Below are 19,996 nucleotides of genomic sequence, written 5' to 3' on the forward strand. Positions count from 1 at the left end.
AATTATCCACAAAAATGAAAAACATACTAATCGCAAGTACCTCAACACTCGCAAACGAGGATTATCTGGAGTATTTATTGCCTGAATTACAATTGCATTTTAAAAACTGTTCGACCATTCTTTTTATTCCTTATGCAAGACCAGGTGGAATTTCGCATAAAGAATATACCAATAGTGTTGCATTGGCTTTCGCCAAAATAAATAAAAAAGTGATAGGAATTCATGAGTTTGAAGATGCTGCATTAGCTGTAAAAAGCGCAGAAGGAATTTTCACGGGAGGCGGAAATACCTTTGTACTGGTATCTCAATTGCACAAAAACAATGTTATGGCAATCCTTTCACAAGTAATAAAAAACGGCACACCATATCTGGGAACTAGTGCAGGAAGCAATATTTGTGGGCTTACAATGCAAACTACTAATGATATGCCTATTGTATATCCTCCAAGTTTTCAAACTTTAGGAGCAGTTCCGTTTAATTTGAATCCTCATTATTTAGATCCAGATACAAATTCAAAACACATGGGTGAAACTCGTGAAACCCGAATAAAAGAGTTTCATGCTTATAACTCGATTCCCGTTTTAGGGTTGAGAGAAGGAAGCTGGCTGGATGTAAAAGGAGATGCAATTACCTTGAAAGGAAATTTGACTGCCCGACTGTTTAGACAAAATCAAACTCCTGTGGAATTAGAAAGTGAAACTGATTTGAGTTTTATAAAATAATGCAATAAAAAAGCCGAAACTATTAAGTTTCGGCTTTGAAGAGCGAAAGACGAGGCTTCCCGTATCTCTTCGTTCACGGGATAAACTTCGCACACATCCTTAAAATAAAAAACCTCAAACAAATGTTTGAGGTTTTTGGAGCGAAAGACGAGGCTCGAACTCGCGACAACCAGCTTGGAAGGCTGGAGCTCTACCAACTGAGCTACTTTCGCATTATAACAGTAAAAGAAACTTCAAAAAAAAATTTGAAGTTTAGAGCGAAAGACGAGGCTCGAACTCGCGACAACCAGCTTGGAAGGCTGGAGCTCTACCAACTGAGCTACTTTCGCATTAACAACGGTGCAAATATACTTAATAAGTTTGCTTGAATGCAAATTTATTTCCCAAAAAGTCTCAATCTGACTCCTAGCCTCTTTTTTAAAAAAGGGAAATCAAATCATAAAGAATTTAATATGAAAATATTATACCTTTATAGTACACAAAAAAAATATTTAAAAATTAATTCAAAACAGCAAAAAACAGTCATTTTGGATGCCTTTTAAGTACATCAACTTTGCCTTACGGTTCAAAATCCGATAGAAAATTCGTAATTTAATAGTGATACTTTAGAGACAACCCTTCATGTTGGACTGTATTTTGCACTTAACCTTATCGCTTCGCTTGCTATAATTGGAGCTAAAATGATTTGTTTGCCATGGGAAAACAACAACAAATGTGAGGAAGTACAGGGTCGAAAAAAAGAAAAGGGCCGAAAGAATTAATGATATCTATGCCCAAAAAATAATACAATCAAGATATACCCTGTTTCATGAAGTCACAAACCCTAAGAAAAGCAGTTAGAATTACAAAAAACAAGTTGCCTCACAAAAAGTCTATTTTTATTGAAGGGAAAGAAATTGGAAACCCTTTTACCAAGCTAAAAAAACTAAGTAATGAAAAATTTATTTATAATTTTACTGCTGATTTCCTTCTTTAGTTGTAAAAAAGAATCACTAAAAATTGCCGTAGTTTTAAAGAAAGAAATCCCCATGTTGGTTATTCAACCTGAAGGAAAACCAACCAATATCGACTCTACTTTGTTACTTTCATTCAATAACAAAGTCCTCACCAATTTTTATAAAGCAACAAATTACAGAACCGTTTGGCAATCCGAAGAAAAGAGAAAAATAATACTCGAGGAACTTAGCAAATCAGAGGAGGAAGGATTACAACCAGAAGATTACAACCTCAAATCGTTATTTGATTTTGAAAAAAAAGCGCCCTCTCTCGACTCTTTAGGTTTGGCGAAATATGATATTTTACTAACCTCCAGTTTGCAAAAATACATTGCACACCTTACAAACGGAACCGTAAATCCAAGAAAACTATATAAAAATTGGGATTTAAAAGAAAACTACATTGACCTTAACACTACAGTGGTCCAATTGCTTAACAGCGATTCATTGACTTATGAAATAGAGCAATTAAAACCGAATCATATTGTTTACAAAAGATTAAAAAAAGCACTTCAGCTCTTAAACAATTTCCCAAAAGACAACTTCAAATCGATAAAATTTACAAAAATAATAACACCAAACGACACCACTGCCTCCATCATTGACATCAAAAAAAGATTGATTTACTGGAAAGACATGCAACCTAATGACAGCCTTACGCCTATTTATGATCAAGAAATGGTTGCGGCCTTAAAAAGATTTCAAAGTCGCCACGGTTTAGCTGCTGATGCAAAAATTGGACTGGGAACAATCGCTTCACTTAATTTTTCCAAAAAACAACGCTTGGAACAAGTCATTGCCAATCTAGAACGCTGGAAATGGTTTCCCAAACAAATGGGACAAGAATACCTCATCATCAACATTCCTGATTACAAGTTGCTACTCGTTAAAAACAAAGATACGCTGAGAGCCCACAGAGTAATCGTGGGAAGAACTAAAAGAAAAACTCCCATATTGTCGTCTACCTTAACTCAGGTAGTTTTTAACCCAACTTGGACAGTTCCACCAACTATTCTAAGAGAGGATGTTATTCCGGCCATTTTGAGGAGCCGAGCTTATTTGACACAATCGAACATTAAGGTTTATGATGCTACAGGAAGATTTGTAAGTCCTTACGAATGGCAGTTATCTCAAGCGAATACATATCGTTATGTACAAAGTCCAGGTACATTTAATTCTCTAGGCATGGTAAAACTTATTTTTCCCAATCGCTTTTCAGTATACTTACACGACACAAATCATAGGGATTATTTTGAAAAGATAAACCGTTCTTTAAGCTCTGGCTGTGTCAGAGTAGAAAATCCTTTAGAATTAACTGAATATTTACTCCATGATGCAGTGTCTTGGAACTTAGAAAAAATCACAGAAACGCTTCAAAACGAAAGAACTAAATTTGTCAAAATCAAAAAAGAGGTGGCCATCCATCTGTTATATTGGACCGCTTGGAGCGAGAACAATAAATTGATTTTTAGAGACGATATTTACAACCTTGACGCCAATTTATATGACAAATTACGAAATTGATTTTATTCCAAATTTAGAAACTCGTGAAGGATGATAAATGAAGAAACAAGATTTATCTTTGATGGCACTAATAATTTCCTTAGATAATTCGGCAGGAACAGCTGGGCAACCTTGGCTTCTACCTAATCTGTGGTTGTTTTTGATAAATGAATTAGAAACATAATCTGCTGCATGCATTACCACGCCTCTTGCTCTTGCGTTATCATTTACTCCTTTTTCTAAACCATCTAGTCTAAGTGACATTCCATGTTTACCACTATAAATTTCACCTGTTGAATAAAACCCTAGGCTACTTTTAAAAGATTCTGAAGCATTTGAAAAATTAGAAGCAAATTCTTCTCCAGTATTTCTTCCATGCGCAACAAGAGAATGAAATAATATATCGCCAGTGGCTAAATCAATAACCCAAAGTCTTTTAGTATTAGCAGATAAGCTAAAATCGATTAACGTTAGAATTTCTTTCTTTATCAATCCTTTTTCTTTCAAGGTATAATATCCTTTCAAAGCCTCCGTGAAACTTTCTAATTTTGGTAATGCATATTTACTAGAATGCAAATTATGGTACGCCATTTCGATTTTAGCATCAACAGTTGACTCTAACTTTTCGGCATAAGCAATTGAGGCACTAATCTTTGGTTCAGGAGAAATTGCAGTACTTGGAGCGAAAGAGGCAAGTACTAATAAAATAGTAGGAAGTATCGTATAAATCATTGATTATCTTTAAGTTACAGATCAATTCGGGTTGCAAACGTACAGTAAAATTCATCAAACTTAGTGCCTTTAACAAAAGTTTAGTCTTGTAATAACGAGAATTGAGATTAATTATTGAGTGATTAATCATAAAAAAGGCAATTTCTATGTTAATTTTTCTATTTTTGTTTATACACAACCCCAAATTATGTCAAAATTATATTTTTTTACTGTTATTCTTTTACTATTCTTCAGTTTTGAAATTTACAGCCAAAAAAAAACGTTGCAGGCAAAATCCACCTCAGAAAACATAACAATCGACGGTAAAATGAATGAGAGAATTTGGGAATCAGCCGCAATTGCCTCGGATTTCATCATGTTCGAACCTGATAACGGCAAACCGATCAGTACTGATAAAAAAACAGAAGTAAAAGTATTGTATGACAACGACGCCATTTACATATCGGCCCTACTGTATGATAATGAACCCGATAAAATCCAGAGAGAGGTAACAAATAGAGATGTTTTTGGTGTTTCGGACCATTTCTCCGTTTACATTAATGGATTTAATGATGGTCAGCAAGATTTTCGTTTTTTTGTCAGTGCTGCAGGCGTTCAAATGGATTGTTTAGCCACCGAAGATTACGAAGATTTTACTTGGGATGCCATCTGGGATAGCGAAGTAACGATTACGGAATTTGGTTGGGCCGTTGAAATGAAGATTCCTTATGCCGCTTTACGATTTTCCAAAGCCGATAAACAAATTTGGGGATTGAACTTCATGCGGGAAATCAAGCGGGATGTGCAAAAATACACTTGGAATCGCATAGACACTAAAATTGGAGCTATAATACCCCAAGCTGGAATCCTGGAAGGAATTGAAAGCATACAAACACCCACCCGCCTTTTCCTTATTCCGTATACATCAGCGTACCATCAAGAAAGCGATATTGGTTCAGACAGAACTTTCAAAGCGGGGTTAGATCTAAAATACGGCATCAACGATTCCTTTACATTAGATGCAATTTTAGTCCCTGATTTTGGACAGACAAAATTTGACAATGCTATTTTAAACCTACTGCCTTTTGAACAAAGATTTGAAGAAAATAGACCTTTTTTTACCGAGGGAACTGATTTATTTAGCAAAGGTAGTTTGTTCTATTCTCGAAGAATTGGTGGCGCTCCCAGCACAGAGCCAACTATTACCGAGCAGGAAGAAATTACGAATTATCCCAGCACAGTCAATTTAATCAATGCCATAAAAATATCAGGGCGAACTGAAAAAGGGTTAGGAATTGGATTTTTGAATGCCGTTACTGAAAAAACTAAGGCTACAATTATGAATACAACTAATGGCCAAGTACGAAAGGAAGTGATTGAACCATTAACGAATTATAATATGTTTGTTCTAGACCAACGATTCAATCAAAACTCCTCCATTACCTTCGTCAATGCAAACACTACTCGAAACGGCGAATTTAGAGATGCAAATGTTTCAGCATTATTATTTGATTTAAACACTAAAGCGAACACCTATAATCTATATGGCGACTTTAAATACAATACTATCAATACCATACAAGATTACGATGGTTTCAAAACAGAAATTGGATTTGAAAAAACAAGCGGGAAATATCGGTATGGATTTTCCGGAAAATATGTTTCTGAAAACTATGATGTGAATGATTTAGGAATCAATTTTTATTCCAATTATCATAATGCTTATGCACATGGAAGCTATAGAATAGTGAACCCAACTAAAGTTTTCAATACTTTCAGGATAAATGAATACATAAATTTTGAAGTGGACAACACGTCTAAAAAATTACAAACGGGGGCTTTTGGAACCGAAATAAAAGCGAGAACGTTAGACAATGACACTGTGGAATTATTACTCGAATTTTCACCTTTCGAAACATTCGATTTCTACGAACCACGTGAATATGGAAAATATGTTTTTGTTCCCGAAAAAATTATTACCATATTCAATTTTACCTCAAACGACAATAATCCTTTTACAATAATTGTACAACCTGCATTTACAAAATACAACGAGAAAGGCCGAAATAGTTATGGTTTTTATCTCGGCCCAAAATACCGTTTCAACGACAAATTTTCGTTAGCGTACGCAGCTGAATACACAAAAATGAACAATGATCGCGGTTGGGTTGACTTTGATAATTCTGGAGTTGTATTTGCAGAACGCAATCGTGAAATCCTTCAAAATGATCTTATTGGAAAATATTCGTTGAACAATAAAATGACTATTAATTTAACGGCCAGATACTATTGGTCGTATTCTAAAAATCACGACTTTTTCACGCTTCAAAACAGTGGTTATTTAACTCCAAATACCAGTTACACCTTAAATAAAGACCGAAATTTTAATTCATGGAATTTCGATTTGTCCTATTCTTGGTGGTTTGCTCCTGGAAGCGAAATCTCCATTTTATATCGTAGTTATGGATTAGAAAGAGCTAGTGTAGTCGAAAAAGATTTATCAAAAAATATCAAAAACATCTTTAATAGCGACCTTACTAATGTGTTTTCTATTAGCATTCGCTATTTTATTGACTACAATTCCGTTAAGAACAAATTTTAAATTTTTTAAATTAAACTGTAACATTCCATTAAAAATGAAGTCTATTAGGCAACCTTTGGAGTGAAATGGCGTTTGCTGCCTTGAAGCTATTTTGGTTTTTATATTATAGCATCAATCAATCAATCGCTTCATGAAGAACCAATTTCTATTTTGTTTTCTCTTACTATCCTTTGTTGGCTATAGCCAAAAAAAAGTACTCCAAACTAAATTCATTTCGGAAAAAATCGAAATTGATGGAAAACTAGAGGAGCCAATATGGCAATCAGCTGCGATAGCTTCTGATTTTATAATGTTTGAGCCTGATAATGGCAAACCAATTCCCGAAAATAAGAAAACTGAAATTAGAGTATTATATGACAATGATGCTATTTATATTGGTGCATTACTAAACGATGAAAATCCTGAAAAAATCCTGAAAGAAATCACCCAACGGGATAATTTTGGGACATCTGATCTTTTTGGTGTTTTTATTAATGGTTTTAATGACGGACAGCAAGATTTTCAATTTTTTGTAAATGCCGCCGATGGTCAGGCTGATTGTATTACGACCGATACCAATGGGGAGGATTATTCCTGGGATGCTGTCTGGAAAAGTAAAGCTGTGATTACTGATAAAGGTTGGGTTGTAGAAATGCGTATTCCTTATGCTGCATTGCGTTTTTCAGCAGAAAATAAACAAACTTGGGGCCTTAATTTTTTTAGAGAAATAAGACGTGACCGTTTTAAATACACTTGGAATTTCATTGATTTAAAACTGGGAACCTTTACCCAACAAACCGGTGTTTTAGAAGGAATTGAAAATATAAAACCTCCTACCAGACTCTTTCTTTTGCCGTATTCTTCTTTTTACGTCAATGCAAATGCCGCACAAAAAACGTACGGAACACTTAAAGGCGGATTGGATTTAAAATATGGAATAAACGACGCTTTTACGCTAGATATGATTCTTATACCTGATTTTGGCCAAACGAAATACGATGATCAAATCCTGAACTTAGGACCATTTGAGCAACAATTTAACGAAAATAGACCCTTTTTCACCGAGGGAACAGACTTGTTTAGCAAAGGAAATTTAGTTTACTCGAGACGAATTGGTGGAAACCCAATCAATTATCCAAGCCCTGAAGCGAATGAAGAAATTATTGACAATCCTGCAAGTGTTAATCTTATCAATGCTTTAAAAGTATCAGGAAGGACTAAAAACGGATTAGGAGTTGGAATTTTAAATGCGGTCACTGAAAAAACTTACGCAACCATTTTCAATAAGAGCACACAACAAACTAGGAAAGAAGTAGTAGAACCACTCGCAAATTACAACGTATTGGTTTTAGACCAACGCTTTCGCAAAAATTCCTCTATCGCGTTTGTAAATACTAATGTGACACGAAATGGAAGTTTTCGAGATGGAAATGTGACCGCATTAGTTTGGGATTTGAATACCAAGAAAAACACGTACAATCTTGCTGGTGATTTCAAGTACAGTTATGTCAATAGTATTGATGCTAAAAAAGGGATTAATTCCCAATTGAACTTCTCAGAAACGAGCGGAAAATTCCGCTATGGAGTTGGTGCAGACATTACCACTAAGGATTTTGACAATAACGATTTGGGTATTAATTTCGAAACTAATTATTACAGTATTTATGGAAATTCGAGTTATAGAATCTTGAATCCCACTAAGTATTTCAACTCTTTCAGCGCTAGAATAAATGCTTACTCTCAGTTTCAAAAAGAAACGGGTAAAATTCAATCCAATAATATTAATATTCAGATTAACTCAAATGACAAAAAAAATCATTATTTCGGATTAGGAATGGACGCTAATCCCATAGAAACCTATGATTATTACGAACCAAGGGCAACGAATCGATTTGTTATCAGACCCACGAAAATTGGCGGATTTATTTATATTTCTACTAATTACAACAATCCTTTTGCCATTGATTTTAATCCTTCCTATGCCGTTTTTGATGAGCCTGGTCGAAATTCTTATGGTTTTTCCGTTGGTCCACGGTACCGATTTAGCGATAAATTATCCCTAAACTACAACTTCAATTTTTTCAGACAAAACAATAATAAAGGATACATTGACAGCATCAATGACGATATGAATGCAGCTACGCCAAACACGATCGTCTTTGCGAATAGAAATGTAATAACGTATTCCAATACACTTTCTGGGAAGTACGCATTAAACAGCCAAATGACCTTTAACATTGCACTGCGTCATTACTGGTCGTATGCCGAAAACAAAAATGCTTTATCCTTAGAACAAAACGGAAGATTAGAAGATTTTACCGGATACACCGCAAATAAAAACTCAAGTTTTTATTCTTGGAATGCAGACTTGTCCTATACTTGGTGGTTTGCGCCGGGGAGCCAAGTATCGGTTTTATACCGAAATAATGCGGGTGCCTTTGAAAGGAATATCAATAAAGAATTCACGAGTAATGTTACGAGCCTTCTCACGAATGAAGCATTAAACCATATTTTCTCTATAAGCGTGCGGTATTTCATCGATTACAATGAGGTGAAAAATAAATTCTAAATGCATTAATTTTAAAAAACAGAACCATCCACAACCAAATATTCACTATTTGTTATTGTTCACCTTCAAATCTATAATAGTGATTTCCATTCCTTAGAACATTTTTAGAAATGCTTTATCTTTGCTTAAAATAAATTTGCAATGAATAAAAAAGTAATTCTTATGATTTTGGACGGTTGGGGTAAATCTCCTGACCCAAAGGTTTCTGCTATCGATAATGCTAATGTACCTTTTATTAACAGTTTATATAGAAATTATCCCAGCGCTCAACTTCGAACTGACGGCTTAAATGTTGGACTTCCTGAGGGACAAATGGGAAATAGTGAAGTGGGCCACATGAATCTTGGTGCGGGGCGAATCGTATACCAGGATTTAGCCAAAATTAATCTTGCTGTTGCGCACGATACTTTGTCTAAAGAGCAAGTTTTAGTAGATGCCTTTACGTATGCCAGAATAAACAACAAAAAGGTTCACTTTTTAGGTCTAGTATCCGATGGTGGCGTGCACTCTCATACGTCTCATTTAAGAGGTTTGATTGACGCTACACAACAGCACGGTTTACAAAAAGTGTTCATTCACGCCTTCACTGACGGTCGCGACGTAGATCCAAAATCTGGCAAACATTATATTCAAGATTTACAAGATTATATAGCTACTACTACCGTAAAACTGGCTTCTGTAATAGGACGCTATTATGCAATGGATCGAGACAGACGTTGGGAAAGGGTAAAACTTGCCTACGATTTATTAGTAAACGGAATTGGAACCCATTCAACCAATGCAGTAGTTACTATCGAAGAAAGTTATGAAGTCAATGTAACTGATGAATTTATACATCCAACGGTTATCGTGGATGAACATGACAAACCAATAGCCACAATTGAAGAAGATGATGTGGTTATTTTCTTTAATTTTAGAACCGATAGAGGAAGAGAATTAACAGAAGTATTGACGCAAATCGATTGTCATGAGCAAAACATGCACAAACTCAATTTATATTTCGTCACGTTGACCAATTATGACGACACGTACCAAAACGTAAAAGTCGTCTACAATAAAGACAACCTAACGGAAACTCTTGGTGAAGTTTTAGAAAAAGCGTACAAAAAACAAATTCGCATTGCCGAAACGGAAAAATATCCACACGTCACTTTCTTCTTTTCTGGTGGAAGAGAGCAGCCCTTTATTGGCGAAAGCCGCATTCTAAAAAACTCTCCAAAGGTTGCCACTTATGATTTACAACCGGAAATGAGTGCCTTTGAATTGACTGATGCACTTATTCCCGAACTCTACAAAGGGGAAGCTGATTTTGTTTGTCTTAATTTTGCTAATGGGGACATGGTAGGACATACTGGAATCATGAGTGCTGCCATACAAGCCTGTGAAGCAGTTGATAAATGCGCCGAAAAAGTGATTACAGCTGCGCTAGAAAACAACTATACGACTATCGTAATTGCTGATCATGGAAATTGTGAAACAATGATTAATCCTGATGGAAGTCCAAATACGGCACATACAACAAATCCAGTTCCTATCATTTTGGTAGACAAAGAAATCAGAACCATTTACGATGGCGTTCTGGGTGATATTGCCCCAACCATCTTGGAGTTAATGGGAGTTGAAAAACCGGAAGTAATGACCTGTCATTCGCTACTTTAAACAAAATTTAAATATTGTTGAGATACAAAGCCATTCCAAATCGAGTGGCTTTTTTTTATAAATAAAAGTTAAAATTTCATAATCGATAGTAATGCTATTATTTTTAATTATTTTTGTTTCAAATTCAAATGTTTAACTCTAATAATTAAAAATCATGAAAAAAGTAATTTTATTTTTAGTGTGCTTTTGTATAGGAACAATCTCCTATTCACAAGAAAAGAAAAGTGTAAAAAACAGAGGAAAAAAAGTTGCAGTCGATTCCATGCAATGGAGCAGAGAACATTACCTAGTGGATAGAGATTCCGCTTATGCTGATCCAAAAATAGCTTTAAAAAAATTAATTGGCGGCAATAAACGTTTTGTAGAAGGAAAAAGCTTAAAGCCTAGGCAGGATATGGTAACGATAAAAAAACTTGAAAGTGGACAAGCACCCTTTGCAACAATAGTTGGTTGTTCAGACTCAAGAGTTCCTAACGAAATGATTTTTGATCAAGGTTTAGGAGATTTATTTATCATTAGGACTGCAGGTCAAGTTTCGGCAGCTGCTTCCTACGGCAGTATGGAGTTTGCTACGCTCAAATTAAAAACCAAGTTAATTGTTGTTCTAGGACATACGGAATGCGGCGCAGTAGCAGCTGCAGTAGAGCGACCGGAAGATGTTCCTGGCCACATTGTAACATTGATTAATGAAATAAAACCAGCAGTAGCTAAATGTGCACATTTACCCGGTGATCCCGTAAATAATGCTGTAAGACAAAACGTTATTGATCAAGTTTATAACTTGCGAGACTTAGAACCTATTTTGCATAAAAAATACGTGAATGGTGAAATATTAATTGTTGGCGCAGTCTACGATATACAAACCGGAAAAGTAGAGTTTTTGCAAGAAACACTTCTTAATTTACCGCTAAAAAAGTAGCTATATAGTACTAAAACCATGCTGAATTTATGTTTTAGCATGGTTACAACTAAATTAAACCATGAGAAAACTACTGTCCCTCTTCATAATCATACTGTTTTTAAACAATGCTTATTCACAGAACACGAGATTACAAGACCACAATAAAATAGGTTGGTATAATTATTTTGGAACTTTTAAAATCGCTGAAAAATACAGCATACACTCCGAATATCAATGGCGCCGAGACCATTATATTACGGACAAACAACAAGGGCTCTTGCGAGTTGGATTAAACTATCAAGCTAATCCAAAGTTACAATTGCGGCTGGGTTACGCATGGATAGAAACATATCCTTATGGTGACTATGCCATTAATGGTCAAGGGAAGGATTTTACGGAACATAGAATTTTTCAAATGGCTACTTTAACTGATAAAATTTCAAAATTTGAAGTATCACATCGTTTTATGTTAGAACAACGATTTGTGGGAAGGTATACAAATCCAGCCCTAACTGTTGAGGATGATTACTTATTATTAAATCGTTTTAGGTATCTTTTTAGAGTACAAATGCCATTAAAAGGAGCTGAAATTACAAATAAAACACCTTATTTGGCAGCTTATAACGAAATCCTAATTGGATTTGGCAAAAATGTAAACGAAAATATATTTGATCAAAATCGAATTGGACTGCTGCTCGGCTATAGGTTTAACAATACTTTCAGGATTGAAGGCGGCTATTTAAACCAAAGAGTACAACTTGGAAGAGAAATTGAACAAAAGAACGTTTTTCAAAATAACAATGGATTGATCGTAAACACGCTCGTAAATTTAGATTTTACTAAGAAGAAAAATACGAACTAATGGCACATAAACATGATTTTTCTGTTTGGCACCAAGATAGAATTCCTTAAAATACAAAAAAACAAAAGCGGGAACGAAGGGAAAGCACTCCGCTCATTATTGATGGATAATAGATCATTATAATAAACGCAAACACTTAGATCTATTTTTAAAAGTAACGTTGGGATTGTAAACTCAATAGAAAAAAGAGCAGAAAATCAAAAGCAGAAACATATTATCTAAAATAAAACTTCATTATTAATAGTAATACTATTATATTTGCGACTAATTTAAAAAAAATATAGAAAATGAAAAAGAACTTAATTTTGGCATTTTTACTTGTTGGTACAAATGCACTGTTTGGTCAAATTAAGTTTGATCGCAATAAAGAATACAATAATATTGAAGAAGCCTTAAAAAACCCTGAAATGATTTTTAAACTCAACTTGAGTAATCAAACCCTAAAACTAACGGATATTGATTGGTCAAAGTTTATTAACCTTGAATATCTTAATCTTAAAAACGATCATTTAAAAGAGATCCCAACAGGAATTACAAGACTAAAATCATTAAAAATAATCGATTTGAGCGGAAATGATTTTAGCAAATTACCAAGCGAGTTTTCAAATTTGACTAAATTAGAAGAGATCTTTTTAAATGATGAAAAAAACATGGACTTACCTAAGACGCTAACTCTTTTAGCTAAATTACCCAATTTAAAATCGTTACACTTAGAAAACGACCACTTAAAATCACTTCCAAGTGAACTATTAGCTTTTAAAAATTTAGAATATTTATACTTGAACAATAATGACTTAAAAACGATACCTGTACTAAAACCATTAGACCATTTAAAGTATCTAGATTTAAAGGATAACAAAATAAAACCAGAACTTCAAGATATGAAAAATTTAAACTTTGGTTTGAAAATTAATTTTTAATAGAGAAATACAAATGAGTGATTTAATTTTTAAGTGCACTTGACTTTATCGTCAATAACAAAAAATTAAAGCGAATTTCCAACCTGCAGCATCTTATTAAAATTATTAAATATGAACTCTATATTATCAAATATTACAATTACTGTCAACGACACCCTTTATGTGAAGAATCCTGAAACTTCTCCTTTAGGCAAGAAAATTATTGAACATAGTATCTTAATGATTGACCAAATTGGTTTTGAAAGCTTTACTTTTAAAAAATTAGGTGAAAGTATCGGTTCGAACGAAAGTTCGATTTATAGGTATTTTGAAAGTAAACATAAATTAATGTTATATTTATCTTCTTGGTATTGGGGTTGGATAGAATACCGATTAGTTTTCGCTACAAATAATCTACCCGTTCCGATAGAAAAATTAAAAAAAGCAATTACCATCGTAACAGAGAAAATAGAGGATGATTCCTCTACAGCACACATAAACGAAGCTATTTTAAACAAAATCATAATTTCAGAATTTACCAAAACAATTTTAACTAAGGAGGTAGATGAAGAAAATAAAGAGGGTGTTTTCCTAGTTTACAAAAGAGTTATAAATAGAATTGTCGAAATGATAGTAGCAGTAAATCCTGACTATAAATTTGCTAAAAGTTTAGCTTCATCCATCGTGGAAGGTGCTTTGCATCAACATTTTTTAAAAAATCATTTAAAAACGATAACCAATTGTAATGAAACTATTTCTCCAACTGATTTCTACATTGATTTAGTTCAAAAAATTACAAAATAATATACAATGAAAAACACGCCATTACAGAGATTTTACAACTTACTCGCTTTAGACAGAAAAGATGTTTATCAAATATTTTTCTACGCCATTTTTGCAGGATTAGTCAGTTTATCGTTGCCATTAGGAATTCAAGCAATCACAAACTTGATTCAATCAGGAAGAGTCAGCGCTTCATGGATCGTTTTAATTGTCTTAGTGGTTTTTGGCGTAGCATTAGTTGGAGTCTTATCACTGATGCAATTGCGAATCACAGAAAACTTACAACAAAAAATATTTGTTCGCTCTTCATTTGAATTCGCTGCTCGTTTGCCAAAAATAAAAATGGAGGAGTTGTACAATAGCTATCCTCCAGAATTAGCCAATCGTTTTTTTGATACGATGACCATTCAAAAAGGAACTTCAAAATTATTAATCGATTTTTCGGCAGCATTATTGCAAATAGTCTTCGGTTTGCTCTTATTGTCGTTGTACCATCCTTACTTTATAGTATTTGGAATTTTATTGTTTTTTCTTTTGTATTTTATTTTTAAATTCTCTTTTAAATCTGGACTAGAAACGAGCTTGAAAGAATCTAAATTTAAATACAAAGTCGCTGGATGGTTGCAAGAAATGGCGCGAAACAATTTTAGTTTCAAAAATGACTTCCACTATAATTATGGCTTGCAAAAAAACAACAATCTAGTTGCAGATTATTTAACTAATAGAGAAAAACATTTTAATGTAATCAAAAGACAGTTCACGCAATTGATTATTTTTAAAATGGTTATAACTGCGAGTTTACTGGCGATGGGTGGTTTTTTAGTTTTGTCACAACAAATGAATATTGGACAATTTGTGGCTGCAGAAATCATTATTTTAATGGTTATCAATTCGGTCGAAAAAATAATAGTTGGACTAGAAACATTCTACGATGTACTCACCTCCATTGAAAAAATAGGCCAAGTAACGGATCTAGAATTAGAAGAGGAAGCCTCTTTTAAAAGTGATACGTGTTATGCTAATATTTCATTAGAAATAGAAAACCTTAGCTTTAAATTCCCTGATTCCCCCGGACAAATATTAAATGCGCTAACCTTAAAAATCCAGCAAGGAGAAAGAATTACAATCGAAGGAGAAAATGGCTCTGGAAAAACAACACTCATTCGAATATTATCCGGTTTGTTACAACCCACATCTGGTTCTTTTTTTATTAATGATGATACCTTCAAAAAAATAAACTTGAAGCAATACCGTTCCCAAATTGGAAGTATTATCTATGGCGAAACGCCATTTGAAGGAACGCTATTAGACAACATAACTTTTAATGACACTGCTTTAAACACTGAAGATTTAAAAACAGTTCTTGACGGAGTCCAACTTTCGTCCTTTGTTAAATCATTGCCAAAAGGTCTCGAGACCCATATTTTTCCCGAAGGAAAACAATTGTCCTCTTCTAATGCTCAAAAAGTATTGTTAGCACGCAGTATTCTTCACAATCCGAAAGTACTCTTCTACGAAGATCCAACAGATAAAATGGATGATAAAGTGGCGAATCAAGTTATTGATTTCATCACTTCGGAAAAACACAAATGGACAATCATCGTTTCTTCAAAGAATCCATATTGGAAAACCAAATGTACTCGAAGCATCACCATGCAAAATGGGGCAATTCAACTTGATTTAAAAAATAATTAGCCATGCTAAACATATCCTATAACAAAACTAAACTACAGGCTCTTGACCGCTTCGACACTGTTAAAAACCTTACGAATAGACCTCATTATAAAATTTTAAATAAAATAATAGCAGGTGTATCTATTGTGGCTGTAGTGGGACTATTTCTACCTTGGACACAAAATATTTCCGGAACTGGAAGCGTAACTACACTGAAACCAAATCAAAGACCACAATCGATTCAAAGTGTAATCTCTGGTAGACTTGAAAAATGGTATGTACAAGAAGGTGATTTTGTAAAAAAAGGGGACACCATTGTCTTTATCTCGGAAATAAAAGAAGATTATATGGATCCTAACTTAGTACAAAACACCAAGAGACAAATAGATGCCAAGAAACAATCGTTGCAATCTTATGGGTCTAAAGTAAGTACTTTAACGGGGCAAATTCAAGCCATCGAACAGGAAAAAGTCTTAAAACTGGAACAAGGACGAAACAAAATCAAACAATCATTTTTAAAAATAAAGAGTGATAGTATGGATTTAGTTGCTGTAAAAACACAGCTAAAAATAGCGAACACGCAATACAATCGTTCCGTTGAGCTGAATAAAGAAGGGTTAAAACCACTGACAGACATTGAAGAAAAAAGACTGAAATTACAGGAAGTAGAAGCTAAAATTATTACTCAGGAAAATAAATTTTTAACCAGCAAAAACGAATTAATCAATGCTAAAGTTGAAATAAATAGGATAAGCGCAGAGTATGCAGAGAAAGTTTCAAAAGCCAATAGTGATAAATTTACCGCGTTAAGCAGTCAATTCGATACGGATGCTCAAGTGAATAAACTCGAAAATCAGTATGCTAATTATAGCATTAGAAATGGAATGTATTACATTAAAGCATCACAAAACGGGTATGTCAATAGAGCGCTACAATCCGGTATTGGAGAAACCATTAAGGAAGGAACACCTATAGCAACCATCATGCCGTCCGATTATGATATTGCCGTAGAAACTTTTGTAAATCCAATTGATTTGCCTTTGTTAATTAAAGGAGAAAAAGTCAGAGTTTGGTTTGATGGTTGGCCTACAATCGTATTTTCAGGCTGGCCAAATATGTCTTATGGAACTTTTGGTGGTGAAATAGTTGCCATTGAAAATTTCATCAGTGAAAACGGTAAATACCGCGTATTAATAGCACCAGACAAAAGCGAAGATCAGTGGCCAAAACAACTAAGCATAGGGGCCGGTGCACAAACTATAGCTTTATTAAACAACGTTCCTGTGTGGTTTGAATTATGGAGAGTCTTAAACGGCTTTCCGCCAAATTATTACAAACCCATTAGTAAAACTACAAAAGAAAAGAAGTAATGAAACAAGTATTTATAGCGTTTTTATTCTTTGGGTTTGCTGCCACAGCGCAAAATAGTCCCTCAAAAGAATTCACCTACACTGAGTTTCTAGGTTATGTCAAGAAATACCATCCACTGGTTAAAAGCGCCAATTTAGAAATCAATAAGGCACAAGCTAACTTGATGATGGCCCGAGGTGGATTTGATCCAAAAATTGAGGTCGACTTTAGCCAAAAACAATTCAAAGACAAAGAATATTATTCAATCTTAAACAGCAGTTTCAAAATTCCAACTTGGTATGGAATCGAAATAAAGGCAGGCTTTGACAACAACGAGGGTATTTATTTAAATCCTGAAAACACAGTTCCTAATCAAGGATTGACATCGCTTGGCATAACAGTCCCGCTAGGTCAAGGACTGTTTATCAATCAAAGAATGGCCGATGTTCGAAAAGCAAAAATGCAAATACAACTGAGTCAAGCAGAACGAAAATTGCAAGCTATTGCTGTTTTGTATGACGCCTCTTTGGCATATTTTAATTGGAAGAAAAATTTCAATGAAGTGCAATTGTATCAAGAGTACAATAGTAATGCGCAAATAAGATTCAAAGGAATACAGTCATTAATCAAGCAAGGAGACAAACCATCAATTGACAGTGTTGAAGCTGGGATTATTGTCAAGAACAGAATATTGAACTTAGAAGATTCGGAGCTCAAATTGGCTAAAGCCAAATTGGAACTGTCTAATTTCCTTTGGTTAGAAAACAATATTCCACTTGAATTATCTGACGAACTGATTCCAGAAATACAACTAGAATTCACGATACAAGAAAGTTTAAAAACGAATGATTTGCTAAATGCTGATTTCTCTATTACCAACCATCCCAAAATCAATGCGTTGCAAAGTAAAATTGATATGCTAAACGTGGAAAAAAAGTTAAAAGCCAACATGCTTTTACCAAAAATTGACGTTGGATATTCTTACATATCAGAACCTAGCTATATTGACAATTACCAATTTCAAGATTATAAAATTGGATTGGATTTTTACTTTCCGTTATTTCTACGAAAAGAACGCGGAAGTTTGAAATTAGCAAAGTTTAAGGTGCAGGAAACTGAATTTGCATTGGATCTAGAAAGAGTGCAGTTGACCAATAAAATCAATGCCCAGAAAATGGAAATTGAATCGCTTTTGAGGCAAAAAGAATTAATCAAAGCTTTAGTCCAAGACAATCTCACGATGTTAAATTCAGAGGAACGCTTATTTTCTTTTGGCGAAAGCTCCTTATTTTTAATCAATACCCGAGAGAATAATTTAGTGATTGCGCGTCTTTCAAAAATAGCTTTGGAGAACCGATTTTACATTTCCAATTCCGAACTTTTTAAAATAATGGCTAATCCGGATTAACTAATTTATAAAATTGTATTTTTGCACCCTGAAAATTCGAAATTATGATTATTGTAAAATCCCGTGAAGAAATAGAGTTGATGCGTGAAAGTGCATTAATCGTATCAAAAACATTAGGAATGATTGCTTCTGAAATAAAAGAAGGAGTTACCACTTTATATCTGGACAAATTAGCGGAGGAATTCATTCGTGACCATGGCGCAGAGCCTAGTTTTCTTGGTTTATATGGATTCCCAAACTCCCTTTGTATGAGTCCAAACGCACAAGTGGTGCATGGAATTCCAAATAATAAACCATTAGAAAGTGGCGATGTGATCTCTGTCGATTGTGGCGCTTACAAAAACGGATACCATGGTGACCATGCGTATTCTTTTGAAATAGGTGAAGTGGCTCCAGAAACTAAAAAATTATTGCAGATCACAAAGGAATCACTATATGTAGGAATCCGTGAACTGCGATTAGGAAATCGTGTTGAGGACGTAGGAAATGCAATTCAAAAATATACTGAAGCTCATGGTTACGGCGTGGTACGGGAACTTGTAGGTCACGGCGTGGGTCAAAAAATGCACGAAGACCCTGAAATGCCTAATTATGGTAAAAAAGGAAGAGGAAAACTTTTTTTAGAAGGCATGGTGGTCGCTATTGAACCAATGATCAACCAAGGAACTAGAAATATCAAACAACACAAAGACGGCTGGACTATTACCACCGCTGATGGAAAACCATCTGCTCATTTTGAGCATGATGTTGCTATTATTGATGGAAAACCAGAGATCTTATCGACTTTTGCGTATGTGTATAAAGCATTAGGAATTGTGAGTACTGAAGAGGATGAGTTTAGAAGAGTACCGCTGGTAATCTAAGTTATTACACAAAGATTCGCAAAGGATACCCAGAGATTCGCAAAGGTTTTAAGTAAAGTTTTTTAGTATTTTTAGCATCGAAGAAAATGGAAAATAAAGATAATGACTTAAGCGATGATTTAAATGCACTTTCTTATCAAGTAATTGGATTAGCCATTGAAGTACATCGACAATTGGGTCCGGGTCTTTTAGAATCTGCTTACCAAACATGTCTTTTTTATGAACTTCAAAATGCAGGCTTTAAAGTTGAAAAAGAAATAACACTTCCAATAAAATATAAAGAAATCAGACTTGACCAAGGATATAGAATAGACTTACTTGTTGAGGACAAATTAGTAATCGAATTAAAAACAGTAGAAAATTATACTGCCGTACATTTCGCTCAAATACTAACGTATTTAAAACTTGGCAATTATCCTCTAGGATTATTAATAAATTACAATAGTACAATTTTAAAAAACAACATAAAAAGATTTATAAATACGCCTTCAGATTCCAAAAGATAAACTTAGCGAA

15 protein-coding genes and 2 tRNA genes are annotated in these 19,996 nt (G+C 34.2%); 14 read left to right on the plus strand and 3 right to left on the minus strand.

Going from position 1 to position 19,996, the window contains the following annotated elements; translation table 11 throughout:
* The first annotated feature begins 14 nt into the window (after positions 1-14).
* Positions 15-722, plus strand: a complete 708-nt coding sequence (gene pepE, locus IWX83_RS01915) for a dipeptidase PepE (protein WP_196827252.1) — start codon at positions 15-17, stop codon at positions 720-722.
* A gap of 136 nt (positions 723-858) precedes the next feature.
* Here pepE and IWX83_RS01920 read toward each other — a convergent pair.
* Both IWX83_RS01920 and IWX83_RS01925 read right to left on the minus strand, forming a co-directional pair.
* Positions 859-934: transfer RNA gene (locus IWX83_RS01920), tRNA-Gly, on the minus strand.
* A gap of 44 nt (positions 935-978) precedes the next feature.
* Positions 979-1,051 (minus strand) — tRNA-Gly (locus IWX83_RS01925).
* Between the two features lie 603 nt (positions 1,052-1,654).
* Between IWX83_RS01925 and IWX83_RS01930 the strand changes: the two genes are divergently transcribed.
* A complete protein-coding gene (locus IWX83_RS01930) occupies positions 1,655-3,241 on the plus strand; it encodes a murein L,D-transpeptidase (RefSeq protein ID WP_196827254.1) in 1,587 nt (528 codons plus the stop codon).
* On the opposite strand, the gene IWX83_RS01935 is transcribed toward IWX83_RS01930, so the two are convergent.
* Positions 3,230-3,952: a murein L,D-transpeptidase catalytic domain family protein gene (locus IWX83_RS01935; protein ID WP_196827256.1), complete on the minus strand. Its 723-nt coding sequence runs from the start codon at positions 3,950-3,952 to the stop codon at positions 3,230-3,232. The two genes, IWX83_RS01930 and IWX83_RS01935, sit on opposite strands and share 12 nt — an antisense overlap.
* 187 nt (positions 3,953-4,139) lie before the next feature.
* Between IWX83_RS01935 and IWX83_RS01940 the strand changes: the two genes are divergently transcribed.
* The 12 genes from IWX83_RS01940 to IWX83_RS01995 all read left to right on the plus strand — a co-directional run bounded on the left by IWX83_RS01940 (position 4,140) and on the right by IWX83_RS01995 (position 19,986).
* On the plus strand, positions 4,140-6,533 hold the full coding sequence (locus IWX83_RS01940) for a DUF5916 domain-containing protein (RefSeq protein ID WP_196827258.1): 2,394 nt from the start codon (positions 4,140-4,142) through the stop codon (positions 6,531-6,533).
* A gap of 130 nt (positions 6,534-6,663) precedes the next feature.
* Positions 6,664-9,081, plus strand: coding sequence for a DUF5916 domain-containing protein (locus IWX83_RS01945; RefSeq protein ID WP_196827259.1), 2,418 nt, complete (start codon positions 6,664-6,666; stop codon positions 9,079-9,081).
* A gap of 141 nt (positions 9,082-9,222) precedes the next feature.
* On the plus strand, positions 9,223-10,740 hold the full coding sequence (gpmI, locus tag IWX83_RS01950; RefSeq protein WP_196827261.1) for a 2,3-bisphosphoglycerate-independent phosphoglycerate mutase: 1,518 nt from the start codon (positions 9,223-9,225) through the stop codon (positions 10,738-10,740).
* A 154-nt stretch (positions 10,741-10,894) separates the two neighbouring features.
* Positions 10,895-11,659 (plus strand): carbonic anhydrase, encoded by a 765-nt coding sequence (locus IWX83_RS01955; protein WP_196827263.1) that lies wholly within the window; start codon positions 10,895-10,897, stop codon positions 11,657-11,659.
* Between the two features lie 61 nt (positions 11,660-11,720).
* A complete protein-coding gene (locus IWX83_RS01960; protein WP_196827265.1) occupies positions 11,721-12,503 on the plus strand; it encodes a DUF2490 domain-containing protein in 783 nt (260 codons plus the stop codon).
* A 287-nt stretch (positions 12,504-12,790) separates the two neighbouring features.
* On the plus strand, positions 12,791-13,423 hold the full coding sequence (locus IWX83_RS01965; protein ID WP_196827267.1) for a leucine-rich repeat domain-containing protein: 633 nt from the start codon (positions 12,791-12,793) through the stop codon (positions 13,421-13,423).
* A gap of 111 nt (positions 13,424-13,534) precedes the next feature.
* Positions 13,535-14,206, plus strand: coding sequence for a TetR/AcrR family transcriptional regulator (locus tag IWX83_RS01970; RefSeq protein WP_196827269.1), 672 nt, complete (start codon positions 13,535-13,537; stop codon positions 14,204-14,206).
* A gap of 6 nt (positions 14,207-14,212) precedes the next feature.
* Positions 14,213-15,880 (plus strand): peptidase domain-containing ABC transporter, encoded by a 1,668-nt coding sequence (locus IWX83_RS01975; protein ID WP_066080069.1) that lies wholly within the window; start codon positions 14,213-14,215, stop codon positions 15,878-15,880.
* Positions 15,881-15,882: 2 nt separating this feature from the next.
* Positions 15,883-17,229, plus strand: coding sequence for an HlyD family secretion protein (locus IWX83_RS01980; protein WP_066080072.1), 1,347 nt, complete (start codon positions 15,883-15,885; stop codon positions 17,227-17,229).
* Positions 17,229-18,617 carry a TolC family protein gene (locus IWX83_RS01985; protein ID WP_196827271.1) on the plus strand — a complete coding sequence of 463 codons (1,389 nt, stop codon included), beginning with the start codon at positions 17,229-17,231 and terminating at the stop codon, positions 18,615-18,617. Before IWX83_RS01980 ends, IWX83_RS01985 begins: the two co-directional genes overlap by 1 nt.
* Positions 18,618-18,661: 44 nt before the next feature.
* The gene (map, locus tag IWX83_RS01990; protein ID WP_196827273.1) at positions 18,662-19,480 is read left to right on the plus strand and encodes a type I methionyl aminopeptidase; all 819 of its coding nucleotides are present in this window, start codon (positions 18,662-18,664) and stop codon (positions 19,478-19,480) included.
* A gap of 86 nt (positions 19,481-19,566) precedes the next feature.
* Positions 19,567-19,986, plus strand: a complete 420-nt coding sequence (locus tag IWX83_RS01995; protein WP_066080079.1) for a GxxExxY protein — start codon at positions 19,567-19,569, stop codon at positions 19,984-19,986.
* Positions 19,987-19,996 lie beyond the last annotated feature (10 nt).

Source organism: Flavobacterium sp. CG_9.1 (genome assembly GCF_015751645.1).
In the GTDB taxonomy this organism is placed as follows: Bacteria; Bacteroidota; Bacteroidia; order Flavobacteriales; family Flavobacteriaceae; genus Flavobacterium; species Flavobacterium xanthum.